The 18,579-nt window shown below is 64.3% G+C and carries 14 protein-coding genes, 1 tRNA gene and 1 pseudogene; 7 read left to right on the top strand and 9 right to left on the bottom strand.

Annotation, left to right across the window (positions count from 1 at the left end):
* Positions 1–5: 5 nt before the first annotated feature.
* From F4827_RS25250 to F4827_RS25235, 4 genes are all read right to left on the bottom strand, one after another.
* Positions 6–90: transfer RNA gene (locus F4827_RS25250), tRNA-Leu, on the bottom strand.
* 175 nt (positions 91–265) lie between these two features.
* Entirely contained in the window at positions 266–1,066 is an 801-nt protein-coding gene (locus tag F4827_RS25245; RefSeq protein ID WP_183727904.1) for an alpha/beta fold hydrolase, read from the bottom strand.
* Positions 1,067–1,108: 42 nt separating this feature from the next.
* On the bottom strand, positions 1,109–1,417 hold the full coding sequence (locus F4827_RS25240; protein ID WP_183727902.1) for an AzlD family protein: 309 nt from the start codon (positions 1,415–1,417) through the stop codon (positions 1,109–1,111).
* A complete protein-coding gene (locus tag F4827_RS25235) occupies positions 1,410–2,141 on the bottom strand; it encodes an AzlC family ABC transporter permease (RefSeq protein ID WP_183727900.1) in 732 nt (243 codons plus the stop codon). Before F4827_RS25235 ends, F4827_RS25240 begins: the two co-directional genes overlap by 8 nt.
* Before the next feature lie 132 nt (positions 2,142–2,273).
* Between F4827_RS25235 and F4827_RS25230 the strand changes: the two genes are divergently transcribed.
* Positions 2,274–2,732, top strand: a complete 459-nt coding sequence (locus F4827_RS25230; protein WP_183728048.1) for an Lrp/AsnC family transcriptional regulator — start codon at positions 2,274–2,276, stop codon at positions 2,730–2,732.
* 334 nt (positions 2,733–3,066) lie between these two features.
* Entirely contained in the window at positions 3,067–3,642 is a 576-nt protein-coding gene (locus F4827_RS25225) for a GGDEF domain-containing protein (protein WP_183727898.1), read from the top strand.
* Positions 3,643–3,651: 9 nt separating this feature from the next.
* Here F4827_RS25225 and ligD read toward each other — a convergent pair whose 3' ends face one another.
* The gene (gene ligD, locus F4827_RS25220) at positions 3,652–6,291 is read right to left on the bottom strand and encodes a DNA ligase D (protein WP_183727896.1); all 2,640 of its coding nucleotides are present in this window, start codon (positions 6,289–6,291) and stop codon (positions 3,652–3,654) included.
* A 24-nt stretch (positions 6,292–6,315) separates the two neighbouring features.
* Positions 6,316–7,206, bottom strand: a complete 891-nt coding sequence (locus F4827_RS25215; RefSeq protein ID WP_183727894.1) for a Ku protein — start codon at positions 7,204–7,206, stop codon at positions 6,316–6,318.
* 63 nt (positions 7,207–7,269) lie between these two features.
* Between F4827_RS25215 and F4827_RS35540 the strand changes: the two are divergent.
* Positions 7,270–7,428, top strand: a pseudogene (locus F4827_RS35540) (DUF3142 domain-containing protein); the annotation flags it as partial.
* 30 nt (positions 7,429–7,458) lie between these two features.
* On the opposite strand, the gene F4827_RS25210 reads toward F4827_RS35540, so the two are convergent.
* Positions 7,459–7,986: a DUF4232 domain-containing protein gene (locus F4827_RS25210; protein ID WP_183727892.1), complete on the bottom strand. Its 528-nt coding sequence runs from the start codon at positions 7,984–7,986 to the stop codon at positions 7,459–7,461.
* Between the two features lie 226 nt (positions 7,987–8,212).
* Between F4827_RS25210 and F4827_RS25205 the strand changes: the two genes are divergently transcribed.
* From F4827_RS25205 to fusA, 4 genes are all read left to right on the top strand, one after another.
* Complete coding sequence (locus F4827_RS25205) at positions 8,213–10,093, top strand: methyl-accepting chemotaxis protein (protein WP_183727890.1); 1,881 nt, start codon at positions 8,213–8,215, stop codon at positions 10,091–10,093.
* 117 nt (positions 10,094–10,210) lie between these two features.
* Positions 10,211–11,818: a nodulation protein NfeD gene (locus tag F4827_RS25200; protein WP_260175398.1), complete on the top strand. Its 1,608-nt coding sequence runs from the start codon at positions 10,211–10,213 to the stop codon at positions 11,816–11,818.
* On the top strand, positions 11,815–12,588 hold the full coding sequence (locus F4827_RS25195; RefSeq protein WP_167052714.1) for a slipin family protein: 774 nt from the start codon (positions 11,815–11,817) through the stop codon (positions 12,586–12,588). The genes F4827_RS25200 and F4827_RS25195 overlap by 4 nt, the downstream gene beginning before the upstream one ends.
* 115 nt (positions 12,589–12,703) lie before the next feature.
* Positions 12,704–14,752: an elongation factor G gene (fusA, locus tag F4827_RS25190; protein ID WP_183727888.1), complete on the top strand. Its 2,049-nt coding sequence runs from the start codon at positions 12,704–12,706 to the stop codon at positions 14,750–14,752.
* A 148-nt stretch (positions 14,753–14,900) separates the two neighbouring features.
* Here the strand turns inward: fusA and F4827_RS25185 are convergent, their stop codons facing one another.
* Complete coding sequence (locus tag F4827_RS25185; RefSeq protein WP_183727886.1) at positions 14,901–17,315, bottom strand: glycoside hydrolase family 31 protein; 2,415 nt, start codon at positions 17,313–17,315, stop codon at positions 14,901–14,903.
* 42 nt (positions 17,316–17,357) lie between these two features.
* Complete coding sequence (locus tag F4827_RS25180; protein ID WP_183727884.1) at positions 17,358–18,557, bottom strand: porin; 1,200 nt, start codon at positions 18,555–18,557, stop codon at positions 17,358–17,360.
* Between the last annotated feature and the right edge of the window lie 22 nt (positions 18,558–18,579).

Below are 18,579 nucleotides of genomic sequence, written 5' to 3'. Positions count from 1 at the left end.
AATTCTGGTGCCGACGGCGAGACTCGAACTCGCACAGCTTTCGCCACTACCCCCTCAAGATAGCGTGTCTACCAATTTCACCACGTCGGCATTTCCTGCAAATGGATGCTTGAAGCTCCGTCTGCTTTTCCCGGCTTGCGTGTCGAACAGGTCGTCACTGGGCAAGGGATCGGCATTGTATCGAGTCCTTCCGGATTTTTGAAGGCCCGCGCGAAAAAAATCGGGAAATTTTTTTCAATCGTGTGAATGTGCCTGAAAAAGCGGCTCAATCCGCAAGCGGCAGGAGAAATTCCGCCACCATCGCTGCGACCTGCGCTTCCTGCTCGCGATGCGGAACATGACGCACGCCCTCCATGATCGCGGCGCGCGCAGGACCGCTCACGTACGCCGCAATACGCTCGGGATGCACGCGCGTGCCGTATTCGTCGAGGCTGCCGTGAATCGCCAGCGTTGGGCACGCGACACGCGGCAACACCGCATCGAGCGACCAGTCGGCGAATTCAGGCGAGAGCCACGTCTCGATCCACGCATCCAGCACCCATTGCGTCTTGTCGCCGTGATAGCGCGCAAGACGCGCGAACTGTGCGGGATCGCGAAACTGCGCCTGGGCGGCGCGAATACCCGCACGCGTGAGGTCTTCCACGAAGGTCTGCGCGGCCTCGCTCACGAGCGCGGCGCATTGCGCAGCATGCAGCGCGGCGCATTCGATTGCCATGCCGCCGCCCACGCTATGGCCGAAGGCGATAAAGCGATCGATGGCCAGGTGCTCGCAAAGCGCCGGGAAAAAGCGCACGGCTTCGTCGCGCACGAACTGCGCGCCAGGCCGGTCTGCACGCGCATCCGAAGCGCCAAAGCCCGCGCGATCGTAAGCGATCACGCGCCGGTTCGTTGCGCGCGCAAGGGTTTGCGCAAACGTGCCCCAGAGCGCGACGCAACCCAGCGAGTCGTGCAGCAGCACGATGGGGGCCCGCCCTGCGGGATCGCCATATGCCCAGCTACGTGCGAACAGCTTGCCCGTGGGGCCGGCGATCCAGTGGTCCTGCGTCAGCGCGGGTGTCTCGTTCATTGTTATGCGGTCTACGTGGTCGATTGAAGCCGGCCGGCGGTGCTAGCCGAAAACATGCCTCAGTATGCCTGTTGCCGCCACGCCGATCAGCACCGTCGGCAGCAAGGAGAGCCGCGTCGCGGCGAACAGCGTGATGGCGAGCGCCGCGAGATCGGCGGGATCGCGCGAGACGAACGCCGGTGCGATCACCGAGATCAACACGCAGCCCGGCACGTTCTCCATCACCGCGCGCATGCGCGGGCTGAGCGTGCGGTCACGCAGCGCCACGTAGCCGATGATGCGCGTGAGGTAAGTGGTCGCGGCCATCAGGAAGATGGTCGCCAGGGTGGCGAGCGTGTTGCCTTCAAGCATGGCCCGGCTCCCGCAGCACGGCCGTCAGCAGGCCCGCGCACGCGCCTGCCCCCACATACCAGGCGCCCGGCACATAGAGGTAGGTCACAGCCGCCACCACGAGACTCACGATCCACGGCAGGCTCGCACCCACGCCCTTCCACATGCCCTTGAGCAGCACCAGAAAAACAGCGGTGAAGGCCATGTCGAATCCATAGCGCTGCACGTCGCCCAGCACGGGCCCGAGCACCGCGCCCAGCGCCGTGAACGACACCCACGTAAGCCACAGGTTGATCGCGACGCCCATGTAATAGGCCATGCTCACGCGCCCGGTGCCGTTGACCTTCGCGTCGGCCATCGCCATCGCCCAGCTTTCGTCGCACATCAGGAACAGCGCGGGCAGCGCACGGCGCAGCGGGACGTGGCGGATATATTGCGCGAAAGCCGCGCTCATCAGAATGTGACGCGCATTGACGAGAAAGGACATCGCCACGATCAGCGCGATATGCGGCGGCGAAGTCCACAGGCGCACGGCCGTGAATTCGGACCCCCCCGCGAAATTCACGCCGGTCATCAGCGGAACTTCGATATTGCTCAGGCCCTTTTGCGCGGCCTGGGCGCCCAGCACAAGGGCAAACGGGATGAAGCCCAGCATGATGGGCAGCGCGGCGCGCATGCCGCGCGCGACTTCGGAAGTATCGATGGAACGCCGCGCGGAGGCGGCAGAGGTAGGCACACTGCTCATGATAATTACAATTCCTGCAAAGGCGATATTTTCTGCTGAACACGTTCGAATCGGGTTGCGTTGTGGCCATGCAGGCGCGAGAATTTGGCACTCAATGCTACAAATCAGCAAAAGAACGACATGGAAAGCCATCTGAAGCTCGACGCCATCGACCGCCGCATCCTCAACGCCCTGCAGCGCGACGGCCGTTTGCAGAACGTCGATCTGGCCCAGCAGGTGGGGCTGTCGCCGTCACCGTGTCTGCGGCGCGTGCGTCTGCTCGAAGAGGCGGGCGTGATCGAAAAATACGTGGCCGTGCTCGATCCGGCCAAGGTCGGCAAGGCGCTGACGGTCTTCGCGCGCGTGTGGCTCAAGGGGCAGGACGCGCATACGGTGGACAGTTTCGCCGAGGCCGTGCGCCAGTTCCCGGACGTGGTCGAGTGTCATCTGATGGCGGGCGACTGCGATTTTCTGCTGCGCATCGTGGCGGCCGATCTCGATGAATATCGGCGTTTCCTGATGGAATATCTGACGCGTATTCCCGGCGTGCAAAGCGTAAAGACCGATATTCCCATGCAGAAAATCAAGCTCACGTCCGAAATCCCCATGTGAGGTAATGCCCAGTCATATTGATGGATATGCCGGGTGATTTGCGTTTGACAATGCCTGACAGTTCCGCACGCGTGCCTCGCTGATAATGCAAAAAAACATCCGGCGGCTCACTTCATCAGCCTGCTGATTGAATTTCGCATCAGGCGCAGGAGCGGCCCAACCGGTCACGACAGGCATGACAGCCACACGCAGAGACCCTATGTCCAACAAGAACGCCTTCGCCAGGCGCGTGATTTACGCTGCGCGCGCCCGACCTCATCCGCCGCCGCTGAAACGGCGCACGCGTCGCGCATCGATACTGCCTACGCATTTGCGCGGCGAGCGGCACCATCTGATGAGCCGAATTCGCGAACTGGAAGCGGAAAATGCCGCGCTCGCCGAACTCTCGGTGACCGATGCGCTCACTGGCGCCTATAACCGGCGTTATCTGGAAGTGGTGCTGGCGCATGACGCCCGATTGCGCGAGCGCACGCATACTGCGGCGCTCTGCGTATTCGATATCGACCATTTCAAGCTCATCAACGACACGCATGGCCACCACGCTGGCGACCGCGTGCTGCGCGCCGTCGCCCGCGTGGTGACGGGCGGTCTGCGCAGCGGCGACGATTATCTGTTCAGACTGGGCGGCGATGAATTCTGCGTGCTGCTGTTTGCCGGATCGGCGTGCGAAACGCTGCGCGCGGCACAGTGCCTGCAACAGGCGGTGAGAACGCTGGAGCCGCCGCAACGCGAGTTGCAGGGCCACACGCTGACGATCAGCATGGGCATCGCGTGGCGCGCACGCAGGCCCGGACATGCGCCGGAGCATGAAACCACGGCCACGCCGTGGGACATGTATCAGCGCGCGGACCAGATGCTCTATGCGGCGAAGCGTGCGGGGCGCGACCGCATCGAGTTCATCGCGGTTTGAGGCTGCATTTCAGGCGGTATCGAGTTGCTTGCGCATCGCCGCGGTGATGCGTTGTCGCGCCTCGCCATAGCCCTCCCAAGGATCGGCGCGCAGTTTTTCCAGCCGTTCGCGCAGGTTCGCCACGGTCCAGTGTGCACCGCCGCTCACCGCGTCCAGCTCGTCCCAGCGAACCGGCGTTGAAACGCCCAGGCCAGGACGCGCGCGCGGTGCGTACGCCGCAATCGAAGTCGCACCACGGCCATTGCGCAGATAGTCCACGAAAATGCGGCCCTTGCGATTTTTCGGCCCCATCTTTGCGCTGAAGCGATCGGGCAAGGTGGCGGCCATATGCGCGGCTACCGCGCGTGCGAAATCTTTCGCTTCATCCCAACGCGCGTGGCGCACCAGCGGCACCACCACATGCAGGCCCTTGCCGCCGCTCGTTTTGCACCATGAGCGCAGGCCCAGCGCATCGAGCAGATCGCGCGTCAATTGCGCCGCCTCGATCATCCGGTCCCAAGGCAGCGCCGGATCGGGATCGAGATCGAAGATAAGGCGATCAGGCTTTTCGATGCCCGTGACGAGCGCATTCCATGTATGAAATTCGATCGCATCCATTTGCGCCGCGCCGACGATCGCGTCCGCGCTTTCGAAAGTCATCAGTGCGGCGTGGCCCGGATCGAGCCCTTCGTGCTGGGTCACATGGGGAATCTGCAGCTTGCTTGCGTGCTTCTGGAAGAACAGGTCGCCTTCCACCCCCGATGGCGCACGCACCAGCGCGGCAGGCCGCTTGTGCAGATGCGGCAGCAGCCAGGGCGCGACGGCCTCGAAGTAATGGACGAGATCGATCTTGCGCAACCCGCTGGCATCGTCGATTACGCGCTCAGGATGCGTGATTCTGATACCGGCCACTTCGGCTTCTCCCTTCACGGCGCGCCCCGTTGTTTTCGTCTGTGTTTTCGTCGGTGTTTTCGTGTGCGCCTTGCCCTTGACGGGCGGCGCCTGATGTTCGCGCACGATCGATTCAGGCGGCTTGTCTTCGCGCAGGCCGATGAAGGAGGCGTGGCGCACCACGCCTGCGCTGGTCCAGGTCTTGAAGCGTACTTCGGCCACGAGGTCAGGCCGCAGCCAATGCACGCCCGCGCGACGTTCGGCTGCGGGCACGGCCGCAAACGGCGAGGTCTTGCGCTCGCGTGCACGCATGGCGCTTGCCAGCGACTTGAGGCGCGCGGTGTCGAAGCCGGTGCCCACGCGTCCGGCGTACTGCAACGCTCCGCTTTGGTCATAAACGCCCAGCAGCAGCGCGCCGAAACCCACGCGGGTGCCCGCTGGTTCCGTATAGCCGCCGATCACGAACTCCTGGCGACGTGAACATCGGAGCTTGAGCCACGATGCGCTGCGCGTCGATGTATAGGCACTGCCGGCGCGCTTGGCGACCAGCCCTTCGAGATTCGCTTCGCAGGCGGCTTGCAGAAGCGCATCGGGGTCGCCTGCAAAGGCTTCCGAGAAACGCAGCGATTCTTTCCGCGCACCTTTCCGCGCGCCTTGCAGCAGCGCCTGAAGTCGTGCCCGGCGCGCTTCCAGCGGCACTTTGCGTAGATCGAAACCGTTCAGCCAGGGAAGGTCGAAGAACCAGATGGCGATGGCGTCGGCACTGCCTTCTTCGAAGGCGTTTTGCAGCGCCTGGAAGTCGGGCACGCCGTCCTTGTCGAGCACTACGGCCTCGCCATCGAGCCACGCCGATCTCACATCGAGCGCACGCAGCGCCTTCACCTGCTGCGGAAATTTTGCGCTCCAGTCTTTACCGCTGCGCGTGAAAATACGCACGTCATCGCCTTCGATGCGAGCCAGCACGCGGTAGCCGTCGAACTTCAATTCGTACAGCCAACCTTCCTCGCCGGGCGGCGCATCGGCAGGCGTAGCGAGCTGCGGTGAGAGCGCGGCAGGCAGCGATGCGCGCACTGCGCCCTTCAATGCGGGCTGCTCGCTGCGCGAGGTGCTGTTCCTTGTGCGCTTGCCCGCGCCCGCCAGTTTCTTTGTCGCGTGGGGTTTCCTGGCTGTATTCGTGGAATTTTGCGCTGGCTTTTGCGCGGACCTTGCAGCACGCTTGCCACCCGTACTATCGTCGATCACACGATATTCGTCTTCGCCTGCCGCGTCATCATCGCGTTGTTTGATCAGCAGCCAGTTGTCATGCTTGCCGCTGCCCATCGCACTGCGTACCAGCGCCCAGCCGCCATGCAGTTTTTCGCCGTCGAGCGTGAAGGCTAGCTTGCCGTTCCTGTAGCCGTCGCGCGCGGCTCGCATTCCGCCTTCGGGCTTCCAGGTGCCGTGATCCCAGATTTCGACGGTCCCCGCCCCGTAACTGCCTGCCGGAATGCGTCCTTCGAATTTGCCGTATTCAACCGGGTGGTCTTCCACATGCACGGCGAGGCGCTTGACAGCGGGATCGAGACTCGGCCCTTTGGGCACGGCCCAGGACTTGAGCGAACCGTCCAGTTCGAGACGGAAGTCGTAGTGCAAATGGCGCGCGTCGTGTCGCTGGACCACGAACGAGCCGGTGCTGGCGCTCGCACGCTTGCCGCGTCGAGCGGCACGGCCCGATGGCTCTGGCGTTGCATCGAATCTGCGCTTTGCTTCGTAATCCTTTAGATTTTGTCGAGTCGGCATGGCCTATCCTTGGTGCTTTCCGGCTCAGGCGGCGCGTTTCGAGCGTCGGCTTGCGGGTTTGCGTGGCCGCGCATCGTCGGCATGATCGTCTGTATCGCTGACATGACGCGCCGCGGCCTTGCGCTTGCCCAGACTACGCTTGAGCAGTTCGGTCAGATCCACGATATCCGCGCCGCGCGCTTTCTGCGCCGGAGCCTGCACGCGCGTCACTTCGTGCGCCTTGCCCTCTCTCACCTTGCGCTCGGCGAGTTCCAGAATCGCGTCGCGGAAGGTGTCGCGGTACGCATCGGGCTGCCAGTCGGTCGTCAGATCGTCGATCAGCTTGCGCGCCATCTGCAATTCGCGGCTACTGACGCCTTCGCTTTTGGCGCTCTTCGGCAAAGCCTGCACGTCCTCGAATTCACGCACTTCGGTGGACCAGCGCAAGGTCTGCAAGGCCAGCGCCGGACCGGCCGCGATCACCGCCGCAAGATGCTGCTTGCTGTGTAGCACCACGTTCGCAATGCCGATCTTGCCGCTCGAGGCCAGCGCGTCGCGCAGCAGCGCGTAGGTCTTGCCCGCGCGACGATCGGGCGTGAGCCAATAGGGCGTATCCAGATACACGAACGACAGTTGCGCCGCGTCGATAAACGCGAGAATGTCCACCGTCTGCGTGGCCTCGGCACTGGCGGCGCGGATTTCCTCGTCCGAGATCACCACGTAGGCGCCCTTCTCGTACTCGTAGCCACGCACGATGTCGTCGCGCTCGACCGGCTTGCCGGTGCGCTTGTTGATCTGACGATAGCCGATGGGGTCGAACGTGCGGCGCTCCAGCAGGTTGAAGCCCGTGTGTTCGCTCTGCGTGGCGGGAACCAGTTCGACCGGCACGTAGACCAGCCCGAAGCTGATGGCGCCCTTCCAGATGGCACGCGGCATGATCGCTCTCCTTCTCGCAGACGGTAGATCGGCTCAGAGGAATTATCCCGGAGCAAGCGCGATGCCCGGCTATTCTACGTTCTGCAAGGCCAGATCAAAGCCGCGCCCGGCGACGAATCGCAGGTGCGTTTCATCGCCCAGGGCGCGACGCTGCCGGACGCGCCGCAAGCGCGCCTCTGGCTCGCCTATCGCGCGCAGACGCTGCGCTGGACGCCGCGCATGGCAATTCCTGAAACTGCGGCGTTAATTCCCTTAGTTCGTCGGCGGCCGTTTCGGCTGGAACGGCACGAACTGATATTGCGGACCCTGGGCCCGCGCGCCGCAAAGATGCGCTTGCAGCGGCGCAGTCAATGCGCCCTGCCCGATGCCGACGCGCAAGGCCGAGGCGTCGATACATTGCGAGTCATCGAATACTTCGCCTGTCACCCAGCGCAGGCTGGCCCTCACGCTGGCGTGCGGGGGAATCACCACGGGCAGCAACACCGGGCCGGGATGCATGCCCGGCGTGGCCTGCAACGAAGCTTGCAGCGTCTGCTCGTTCGCATCGAGAAACGCCAGATCGGGACGCGCGGGAATCTGGCAGCGGCTGCGGCCGCGGTTGCGCAGCACCACGTAAGTCCCGCCGTGCGACATGCCGTTGAAATCGCCGCCACCATCGTCGAGGCTCAACGCGAGTTGCCCTGGCTCGCAAGGCACGGCCTGAGCGCGCGCGCTCGCTGCATGAGTCGAAAGCGCGGCACATAGCAGCACGCCCATCGTCTTCGTGATCGTCTTCAGCATCGCTCTGCCTTCACGACAAGATTCGGACATCGAATATATCCCCAATTAACGTGCGCCGCGCGCGTGCGCGTTGAACCGCAGCGCTCATACCTCGCACGCCGCGATCGCCCCCGCCAGCGTATACCCCCTATAAGCGATCTCCCATGAAGTTCCGGCCTCCAGCGACCGATAACGTCTTGACGGATCCCTCATCCGTTGCCGATCAATCCGCTGACCCAATACTTTCATGTCCATCTGGCGCAAACTTTCCATCCAGAACAAGCTGGTTCTGAGCATGACCACCTGCCTGCTGATCTTCATCGGCATTTCGAGCGGGTTGAGCATCTGGCTGATCGGCGATACGGTGCGCGAACGCGTCGTGCAGGACGAACTGCCCACCGCCGTCAACGGCATCCGCGCCGACGTGCAGCGGCAACTCGCGGGCCCGATCACGGCCGCGCGCGCCATCGCGCTCGATCCCTTTCTGCAGCAATGGGAAGCCGATGGCGAGCCGGACGCGGGCGCGGCCAACTGGACGCGCCTTGCCGCCAATATCAAGGCCGAGGAAAAGGCCGCCAGCGTGCAATGGGTCTCGGCCAGAACGGGCAATTACTACACGGAAGCGGGTCTGCAACGCAAGATCGGCGATCAGGACGGCTGGCTCAAGGCCTTCCTCGCCACGGGCAAGCCCTACGAAGTGAACATGGACCGCGACGTTGCCGTGGGCGGCTACATGATGTTCATCAACGCGCGTGTGCAGGGCGCGAATCAGGCGCAGGCCACAAGCGTCGCGGGCATGGCGCTGTCGGTCGATGCGCTCGCGGCCGGCATCTCCAGCTACAAGATCGGCCAGACCGGCTTCGCCTATCTCGTGCATCCGGATGGCGCGATCATGATGCATCGCGATACGGCTCTGGTGGACGGCAAGCACTTCCTCAAGGACACGCCGGGCATGCCGGCCGATACCGCCGCCGCGCTGCTGGGCGGCAAGCCCTACGCGTCGATGAGCTATCGTGCGCCTGCGGGCGCGCGCTATATCGCGACATCGTTCATTCCCGAGCTCGATGCCTACGTGGTGGTCGAGGTGCCGCAGGCGGAACTGCTCGGTCCCTTCGAGCGCACGATCCGCACCGCCACGCTGATTGCGGCCGTGGTGGGGCTGGCCGCCGCGCTCGGCGTGATTCTGCTGGTGGGCCGCGCGATTGCCGCGCCGGTGCGCCGCGCCGCCGTGCTGCTCGCCGAAATCGCCGATGGTCAGGGCGATCTCACGCGCCAGATGACGGTCGAAACCGGCGACGAAGTCGGGCAACTGGCCGATGCCTTCAACCGCTTCGTGGCCTCGATGGGCACGCTGGTGCGGCGCGTGCGCGCGTCGTCCACGTCGATCGCCATCGGCTCCACGCAGATCGCCATGGGCAACGCCGACCTGAGCCAGCGCACCGAGGAGCAGGCGAGCAATCTCGAACGCACGGCGGCGTCGATGGAGGAAATCACCGCAGCCGTGAAGAACAACACCGACACCGCGCGCACCGCCGCGCAGATGGCCAGCACCGCGTCCACCGCGGCCTCGCAGGGCGGCGAGGTGGTCGGGCAGGTGGTCAGCACGATGCAGCAGATCAGCGAGGCTTCGCGCAAGATTTCCGAAATCATCGTCGTGATCGACAGTATTGCGTTCCAGACCAATATTCTGGCGCTCAACGCCGCCGTGGAAGCGGCGCGCGCGGGCGAACAGGGACGCGGCTTCGCGGTGGTGGCGTCGGAGGTGCGCAATCTCGCGCAGCGCAGCGCGCAGGCCGCCAAGGAGATCAAGGCGCTGATCGAGCATAGCGCGGGGACCGTCGATGCCGGTTCGCGTCTCGTCGCCGATGCGGGCCGCGTGATGGGCGATGTGGTCGCGCAGGTGCAGGGCGTGAGCACGATGATGAGCGAGATTACCTCGGCGAGCGTGGAGCAGAGCGCGGGGATCGGCCAGATCGGCGATGCAGTGCAGCAACTCGATGAAGTGACGCAGCAAAACGCAGCGCTGGTCGAAGAAAGCGCTGCGGCGGCAGAAAGCCTCAAGCAGCAGGCCGCCGAACTCGACCGCCTGGTGGCCGTGTTCAAGGTGGGCGAAGAACTCGCGGCGTGAATCACGCGGGTCCAGGGCGATCGATGGGCGTCTAAGGGTTGAGGCTATCTACGCACCGTTCGCAAAGCGCCTAATCTTGAAGTATCGGGCCACCCCACTGCCCGTCCGGACGTTCCGATGCGCGCTCATCGCCCCACCCGGGCGGCGAAGCACGACACGCTGCCGCCTCATCCTCGCCGTGCGCACTTGCTGCGGGCGCTGCGCCGCCTGCGTTGCGTGCGCATGGCGCTGTTCGCGGCGTTGCTGGCCATGAGCCTTCTGGCCGGTCGCCTCGGCGCGTGGGCGGCGGCGCAAGGCGCCGTCGTGGTGATGAGCGTCAATGGCGCGATTGGCCCGGCCAGCGCCGATTTCATCGTCCGCACGCTTGAGCGCGCGGCCCAGCAGCACGCGGCGCTGGCGATTATCCAGCTCGATACGCCGGGCGGTCTCGATACCTCGATGCGCGAGATCATCAAGACGATTCTCGCCTCGCCCGTGCCGGTGGCCACATTCGTCGCGCCGGGCGGCGCGCGTGCCGCGAGTGCGGGCACTTATATCGTCTACGCGAGCCATATCGCGGCGATGGCGCCGGGCACGAATCTGGGCGCGGCGTCGCCCGTGCAGCTCGGGATGGGGTCGGCTCCGTCGCCTGCCACGCCGGGCATGCCCTCTGGCCCTTCAGGGCCTTCATCGTCGCCCGGCGCGTCCGCACCCCTGCCTGGCGACACCGCCTCCACCGAAACCCGCAAGATGACGCACGACGCGGCCGCGTATATTCGCGGCCTCGCGCAACTACGCGGCCGCAACGCCGTCTGGGCGGAGCGCGCGGTGCGCGAGGCGGTGAGCCTTTCCGCCAGCGAGGCGCTCGATCAGCACGTGATCGATCTGATCGCCACGGACGCCGCCGATCTCGCCCGCAAGCTCGACGCGCGCGTCATCGCCACCTCGGCGGGCAATGTCCGTCTGGCGACGGCGCATGCCCCGCTCGTCACCGTCGCGCCCGACTGGCGCAGCCACTTCCTCGCGATCATCGCCGATCCGAACGTGGCGCTGATCCTGCTGACCATCGGCGTCTACGGCCTGTTCTTCGAATTCGCCAACCCGGGCTTCGTGCTGCCCGGCGTCGCGGGCGGCATCTGTCTGCTGGTTGGTCTCTTCGCGATGCAGTTGCTGCCGGTGAACTACGCGGGCCTGGGTCTCGTGCTGCTGGGACTGGGGTGCCTTGTCGCCGAGGCGTTCCTGCCGACCTCGGGCGTGCTGGGCTGTGGCGGCATCGTCGCCTTTGCGGTTGGCGCGCTGATGCTGATCGATACCGATGTACCCGGCTACGGCATCCCACTGCCGCTGATCGCTGGCCTTACGCTGGGCGGCGCGGTGTTCGTGGCCTGCGTCTCAGGGGTCGCGCTGCGCGCGCGGCGGCAGCCGGTGGTGACCGGCGCGGAAGCGATGGTGGGCAGCGGCGGCGAAATCATCGACGAAGGACTGCAGTTCGGGCGCGGCGGCGCAAGCCTGGCAAGCGGCTGGGCCCGCGTGCACGGCGAACGCTGGCGCGTGGTGTGCGTGGCGCCGCTCGCGGCGGGCGCGCGCGTATGCGTGACGGCGCGCGAGGGCCTGGTGCTCACGGTCGTGCCGCAAGAGCAGGAACGAGACGAAGAAAGACAGGAAGAAAAAAGGCAACAACAAACGCAACAACAAGCGCAACAACAACGACAAGAAACACCCCATCCGGGAGGAGCATCGCCATGATCGGTTTCACGTTTGGCTTTTCGAGTCTGCTGATATTGCTTGCGGTGCTGTTCGCCGTCAGCGCCATCCGCATCTTCCGCGAGTACGAGCGCGGCGTGGTGTTCATGCTGGGCCGCTTCTGGAAGGTCAAGGGGCCGGGCCTCGTGTTTATCCTGCCGGTCGTGCAGCAGGCCGTGCGCATCGATTTGCGCACCGTGGTGTTCGACGTGCCCGCGCAGGACGTCATCACGCGCGACAACGTTTCGGTCAAGGTCAACGCCGTGGTCTATTTCCGCGTGGTCGATCCGGAAAAAGCGGTGATTCAGGTCGCGCGCTATTTCGAGGCGACCAGTCAGCTTGCGCAGACCACCTTGCGCGCGGTGCTGGGCAAGCACGAACTCGACGCGCTGCTGGCCGAGCGCGAACAACTGAACGCCGATATCCAGAAGACGCTCGACGCGCAGACGGACGCGTGGGGCATCAAGGTTTCGACAGTCGAAATCAAGCACGTCGACCTCAACGAAACCATGATCCGCGCGATTGCGCGTCAGGCCGAAGCGGAGCGCGAGCGCCGCGCCAAGGTGATTCACGCCGAAGGCGAATTGCAGGCATCGGAAAAACTGCTGCAAGCCGCCCAGCGCCTCGCGCTGCAACCGCAGGCCATGCAGCTGCGCTATCTGCAAACGCTCACCACGATTGCGGCGGACAAGAATTCGACGATCGTGTTTCCGTTGCCAATCGATCTGCTTTCAGTATTGATCGAGCGTCTGGGCGTGCCGAAAACCCCTTGAAATATTGCGCCGCAGCGAAAGCGCGGGGTCGTACCGAGGTCTGGAGAAGTTAGTTGGCAGTGCAGCCGATTTTCGCCAATAATGCCCGAACATCCACTACTGGACGATGGCGGCCATGGATTACAGTCCCGAAGCCATCCGCACAGTCGCGCTGGTCGGTCACGCCGGCTGCGGAAAGACCTCGCTAGCCGAGGCTCTGCTCCACCAGGGCGGCGCGCTGCACGCTCAGGGCAGCGTGAACCGCGGCACCGCGCTGTGCGATTTCGACCCGCTGGAGCGCAAGTATCATCACTCGCTCAGCTCCGCGCTCGCGCATATCGACTATCGCGACACGCGCATCTATCTGCTCGACACCCCCGGTTATCCCGACTTCGCGGGCCTGTCCATCGGCGCATTGACTGCCGTGGAAACGGCGGCCATCGTAATCGACGCGCGCACCGGCATCGAGATGACCACCAGCCGCATGATGGACGCCGCCGAGGCGCGCAAGCTCTGCCGCCTGATCGTGGTGAACGGCATCGACGGCGAAAAGGTCGATCTGCCCGGCCTGCTCGCGCAGATCCAGCAGACGTACGGCAAGCAATGCCTGCCCATCAACCTGCCCGCAAAAGGCGCAACCGATGTGGTCGACTGCTTTTTCAATCCGTCCGGCGAGGCGGATTTTTATTCGGTGGAGGCGGCGCACAATGCGCTGGTCGATCAGGTGATCGAACTCGACGCCGGATTGATGGAGCTGTATCTCGAACAGGGCGAAGCAATCCGTCCCGAGCAATTGCACGAACCGTTCGAGCGCGCCTTGCGCGAGGGCCATCTGGTGCCGGTGTGTTTCACCTCGGCGGCGACGGGTGCGGGCATCGCGCAACTGCTCGACGTATTCGTGCGACTGTTGCCCAATGTCACCGAAGGCAATCCGCCGCTTTTTTACCGTGAGACCGGCGCTAAAACCGAACCCGTGCGCGCCGAGCCGCGCGCGGATAAACACGTGCTCGCGCATGTCTTCAAGGTCGTGGTGGACCCGTATATCGGCAGGGTTGCGCTGTTTCGCATTCATCAGGGCACGGTGACGCGCGACAGCCAGCTTTATATCGGCAATGGCCGCCAGCCGTTCAAGGTCGCGCATCTGCTGATGCTGCAAGGCAAGGATCACACCGAAATCCCGCGCGCGGGGCCCGGCCATATCTGCGCGGTGGCAAAAGCCGAAGACATTGCGTTTGGCGACGTGCTGCACGACGCGCCCGAGGACGGGAATATCCATCTCACGCCGCCCGACTTTCCGAATCCCATCTACGGCCTCGCCATCGAACCGGCGCGGCGCGGCAACGAACAGCGTCTGTGGGACGTGCTGCAAAAGCTCGCCGCCGAGGATCCGTGCCTCGTCATCAGCCATCCGGCGGGCACCAACGAGACCGTGGTGCGCGGGCTGGGCGAACTGCATCTGCGCTATCTGCTGGAGCGCCTGACCGACCAGCACAAGCTCGAAGTCCTGACGCGCCCGCCCACCATCGCGTGGCGCGAAACCATCGGCGGCAAGGCGGAGGGGCACTGCCGCCACAAGAAGCAGACCGGCGGCGCGGGGCAGTTCGGCGAAGTCATGCTGCGCGTGGAGCCGCTGCCGCGCGGCGCGGGCTTCGAATTCGTCGATGCCGTCAAGGGCGGCGCGATTCCTTCGCAGTTCATTCCCGCCGTCGAAAAAGGCATCCAGCAGGTGATCGAAAGCGGCCCGCTCGCGGGTTTTCCGATGCAGGACGTGCGCGTGACCGTGTTCGACGGCAAAAGCCATCCGGTCGATTCGAAGGAAGTGGCGTTCGTCACGGCGGGGCGCAAGGCGTTTATCGATGCAGTGCTCAAGGCGCAGCCCGTGGTGCTCGAACCGATCGTCGATATCGAGGTGATGACGCCCGAAGCGGCGATGGGCGACGTGATCGGCGATCTCTCCGCGCGGCGCGGCCAGGTGCACGGCACCCACACCGTGAACGGCAATGCGATGGTGATCGCGGGCAAAGTGCCGCTCGCGGAACTCAACGACTACCAGTCGCGCCTGAATGCGATGGCGGGCGGCAACGGCAATTACAGCATCCAGCTGAGCCATTACGATCCCGTGCCGCCGGCGCAGCAGGACAAGCTTGCGGCGCAGCATAAGGCGCATGGCGGCGAGGCTGAATGAGGCCGAATGAAGCCGGCAATGCAATGAAACTCGCGGCATGATCACGGCTGCGCCTGGCGCTTCGACAAGGGCGGCGTTTTCGGGCGCGGATATCGTGCCCGCGCCACGTCAAGCGGCTTGCGCGCATCGACGTGCGCGCCATGTCGCTTTAAGCAGCCAGATCGACCGTCAGTTTTCGCCAGCCGCCGTCGCGCAGGTCCGCGACGATGCGCCCCGAGTCGAGCATGATCGCGCGCGTTTCGCTGTCTGGCAGATGGAGCTCGATCGTGTCGCACAGAAAGCGCCTGTCTCCCTCGCGCGCGAGCGTGATCGAGAGCGTCTGCGCGCCACCTTGCACGGCGATACGCCATGTGCCGCAACCGCCATCGCGCCAGGCCTGCGTTTCGCCATCGTCCTCGATATATTGCGCGCTCGTGCCGCCCTCGGCCGCCATCGGCACGACCATGAAGGCGCGTCGGTCCGCCCGCTCGCCGAAATGCTGTTCCGCCACGTTGAGCGCGATCACGCCGCCTTCGCGGATCAGCATGACCGGCGCATCCCACGGCGCGGGTAGCGTGAGCGTCTGCCCACCTTCGAACACCGCGCCGCTCCAGTAGTCGACCCAGCGTGCGCCAGCGGGCAGATACACCTGCCGCTCGCGCTGTCCTGCCTCCACGACTGGCGCAACCAGCAGCGACGCGCCGAGCATCATGTCGTCGCATTCGGCGTAGCACCGCGCGTCCGCCGGGAATTGCGCGAACGTGGGACTCAGCACCGGCTCATAGCGCGTGCTGGATTCGTGCAGCAACTGATAGAGATACGGGATCAGGCGGTAGCGCAGCTTGACGAGATTCGCTATGCGCGGCGTGAGTTCGGGGTACATCCACGGCTCGTTGACCGTGCCGTCGTCGTTCCACGAATGAATGCTGAAACGCGGCATGAACACGCCAAACTGCACCCAGCGCACGAACAGTTCCGGCTCCGGCGCGGGACCCGCGAAGCCGCCGATATCGTGGCCGATATTCGACACGCCCGAGAGCGCCAGCCCCAGCCCCATCTTGAGGTTGTAGCGCAGCGTCTCCCAGGAAGTCGCATTGTCGCCCGACCAGGTCTGCACATAGCGATGCATGCCCACGCAGCCCGAGCGCGACACCAGAAACGGCCGCTTTTCCGGCGCATAAGCGCGTTGCGCGTCGCGCGATGCACGCATCATCAGCAAGGTCTGCAACACCTTGGCCTCGCGCGCGGGGAAGGGCTGGCCGAAACCGTGCGCCAGTGCATTGGGCGTCCAGATTTCGAATTCGTTGTTGTCGTTCCAGGTCGAGGCGATGCCGTAACGCAGCAGGGCGTCGGTCACGCGCGCCTTCCACCACGTCAGAGTAGCCGGATTCGTGAAGTCCAGATACGCGCCCACTTCGTCCCAGAACTGCACCCAGGCAGGCTGGCCGTCCGAGTCGCGTATCAGCAGGCCATCGCGCTGTGCACGCTCGAACTCGGGGTGATCGCGCAGCAGACAAGGCTTGATGTTGGCGCACAACCTGACGCCGTGTTCCAGATAGCGATTGACGAAGCCTTCGACGTCAGGGAATTTCTCGCGATTCCAGTTGAACACGTAGCGCTTCGCATCGATCGACGTATAGCCCGACGAGAGATGAAACGAATCGCACAGAATGTCGTGTTCGGCGCAGCGCTCGGTGAATTCGTTCATGCGCGCCTGGGCGTCGGGCGCATCGGTATACGTCATCGTCGAGCCCGAATAGCCCAGCCCCCACTTCGGCATCAGCGCCGGGCGGCCCGTCATCCACGTAAAGCGCCGCACCGCGTCGAGCGGCGTGCCCGGCGAAGCGATGAAGTAATAGTCGAGATCGCCGTGATCGGCAATGAAGTGCCGATAGTGGCCGTGATAGTTGTCCAGCTCGCGGCCCATGTCGAAGGTGCAATCGGCGAGCGTGTCGTAGAACAGACCAAAGCCCGTTCGCGTCTGCGCGCGCCACGTCAGGTAGAACGGAATGTGCTTGTAGAGCGGGTCGGTGGTTTTCGCGCTATAGCCCATCGCGTCGACGTTGGTCATGCGGAACGACTGATTCGCACGATCGAGCGCGCCCGCGCGTTCGCCCAGGCCCAGATACATTTCGCCGGGCAATCGGCGCACGTAGTGATAAACCCGCTCGTCCCACCAGCCGAAGTTATAGGCCTGGGTGGCGCGGTCTTCCAGTGCGATCAACCATTCGCCATCCTGATTGATTTCCCATGCACAGAAGCCGCCGTCGAGTTTCACCGTCAGGCGGATTTTCGGCGTGCTCACGCGCACGCAGTCGGCCGCGATCTCGCTGGCATAGCCGGGCAGCGCGAAGCCCGACAGATCGAGCCGGTCGCGGCCTTCGATCGGCACGTCGTCCATGCCTGGCGCGATTGCCCAGCTGCGCGGCCCATGCGGCTGGCCGTCCGGCAGCACGCGCACCCGCACGATATCCTCTTCGAGCACGAAGATTTCAATGGTCGCGCCCTGCGCGCTTTGCAAGATCAGGCGGTTGCGCGCTTCGTCAATCAGGCGGAAAAACGGGCGATTCAGTAACGATGCCATCTGGCGATTCCCTGGGATTGCTTTGTAATTGCTTCTTGATATTTAGAACACGGTAGCGATGCCCAGCATCCCGACGAATTGCGAACGCGTGGACGAAGGCGTCGAATTCTGCGAATCGCCCACGTCAGGTACGGCATCGACGATCGCGCCGTTCGAGCCGAGCGTTTGCCCGCTGGCGTGCTGCCAGGCCTGCAAGGCATAAAGCGTTGTGCGTTTGGAGAAGTGATAAGCCTGCTTGAGCGAGACCTGTTGATAGCGCGCGGCGCTTGAAACGCCGTTGGCTTTCGACGCCAGCGTCCATGCATAGCCCGCCGCCACGTCGAACGCCGGTGTGAAGCGATACGCCGCCAGGGCCGCATAGGTATTGAACACCGCAGTATCGCGAAATGCCGAATAGCCGCCGGACAGATATTCGACGTTGGTGTAAGTCAGGCCAAGCGTGAGTCCGCCCGTTGTCCATGTGCCGGCGACGGCCGCATTCTGCACCGCGCGCGCCGAAAGATAGCCCGCGTTGAGCGCCGATGTCGCGAACGAGCCCGTCGCGCCGGGATCGAAATTCACCGTGCGGCCGGTGTTGTTCATGCGCAGATAGCCCGCTGCAAGATTGACGCCGCCAATCGCATAACGCACCGCGCCGCTCCACGTCTGTCCTGCGCCGACGCTGCCGGGAATGCCACTCAAACCATACAGCGCGCTCGCGCTGAGACCTTGCCAGTTGGGCGACGTCCAGGTGAGCGAGTTGTTGATGCGCACCGTGGTATCGAGACTGTCGATATCGCCGGGATGCGCGCCTGTGGCACCCGTCAGATAGGTGCTCGACGCCAGCGGGCCGACCAGCAGGAAGTACGGCGTGTACTGGCGGCCCATCGTGAGCGTGCCCCAGGTCCTGTTTTGCAGGCCCAAGTAAGCCTGGCGATTGAACAGCAGCCCCGCCGACGACGCCGTGCCGTTGTTCGGATCGAAACCCGCCTGCAGTTCGAAGATCGCGCTGGTGCCGCCGCCGAGATCCTCCGCGCCCTTGAAGCCGAATTTGGACGCGTACAGATTGCCCTGCCGCAGATAAACGTTCGAATGACCCTTCTGGTTGTTGACGTAGGCGATCGAATCGTCGAGCACGCCATAGAGCGTGACACTCGATTGCGCCTGCGCGCTGATCGATCCTGCCATTGCACCCATCGATGCGCCCGCAACAATCAGGGTCTTGAGCGCCTTGCCGCGATACGGGAAGTGTGAGTTTTTCATTTTTTGTCTCTTATTATGTGAT

Source organism: Paraburkholderia bannensis, assembly GCF_014200455.1.
In the GTDB taxonomy this organism is placed as follows: domain Bacteria; phylum Pseudomonadota; class Gammaproteobacteria; order Burkholderiales; family Burkholderiaceae; genus Paraburkholderia; species Paraburkholderia bannensis_A.
The sequence above is the reverse complement of the archived record's forward strand: the minus strand, read 5'-3'. Positions and strand labels throughout refer to the sequence as shown.

What these genes read in the sequence shown, in the direction of transcription:
- F4827_RS25195 (WP_167052714.1), top strand. Translation starts at nt 11,815, where the DNA reads ATGATCGGTTTCACGTTTGGCTTTTCGAGTCTGCTGATATTGCTTGCG.
- fusA (WP_183727888.1), top strand. Translation starts at nt 12,704, where the DNA reads ATGGATTACAGTCCCGAAGCCATCCGCACAGTCGCGCTGGTCGGTCAC.
- F4827_RS25215 (WP_183727894.1), bottom strand. Translation starts at nt 7,206, where the DNA reads ATGCCGCGTGCCATCTGGAAGGGCGCCATCAGCTTCGGGCTGGTCTAC.
- F4827_RS25205 (WP_183727890.1), top strand. Translation starts at nt 8,213, where the DNA reads ATGTCCATCTGGCGCAAACTTTCCATCCAGAACAAGCTGGTTCTGAGC.
- F4827_RS25225 (WP_183727898.1), top strand. Translation starts at nt 3,067, where the DNA reads ATGAGCCGAATTCGCGAACTGGAAGCGGAAAATGCCGCGCTCGCCGAA.
- F4827_RS25185 (WP_183727886.1), bottom strand. Translation starts at nt 17,315, where the DNA reads ATGGCATCGTTACTGAATCGCCCGTTTTTCCGCCTGATTGACGAAGCG.
- F4827_RS25235 (WP_183727900.1), bottom strand. Translation starts at nt 2,141, where the DNA reads ATGAGCAGTGTGCCTACCTCTGCCGCCTCCGCGCGGCGTTCCATCGAT.
- F4827_RS25200 (WP_260175398.1), top strand. Translation starts at nt 10,211, where the DNA reads ATGCGCGCTCATCGCCCCACCCGGGCGGCGAAGCACGACACGCTGCCG.
- F4827_RS25245 (WP_183727904.1), bottom strand. Translation starts at nt 1,066, where the DNA reads ATGAACGAGACACCCGCGCTGACGCAGGACCACTGGATCGCCGGCCCC.
- F4827_RS25240 (WP_183727902.1), bottom strand. Translation starts at nt 1,417, where the DNA reads ATGCTTGAAGGCAACACGCTCGCCACCCTGGCGACCATCTTCCTGATG.
- ligD (WP_183727896.1), bottom strand. Translation starts at nt 6,291, where the DNA reads ATGCCGACTCGACAAAATCTAAAGGATTACGAAGCAAAGCGCAGATTC.
- F4827_RS25180 (WP_183727884.1), bottom strand. Translation starts at nt 18,557, where the DNA reads ATGAAAAACTCACACTTCCCGTATCGCGGCAAGGCGCTCAAGACCCTG.
- F4827_RS25210 (WP_183727892.1), bottom strand. Translation starts at nt 7,986, where the DNA reads ATGCTGAAGACGATCACGAAGACGATGGGCGTGCTGCTATGTGCCGCG.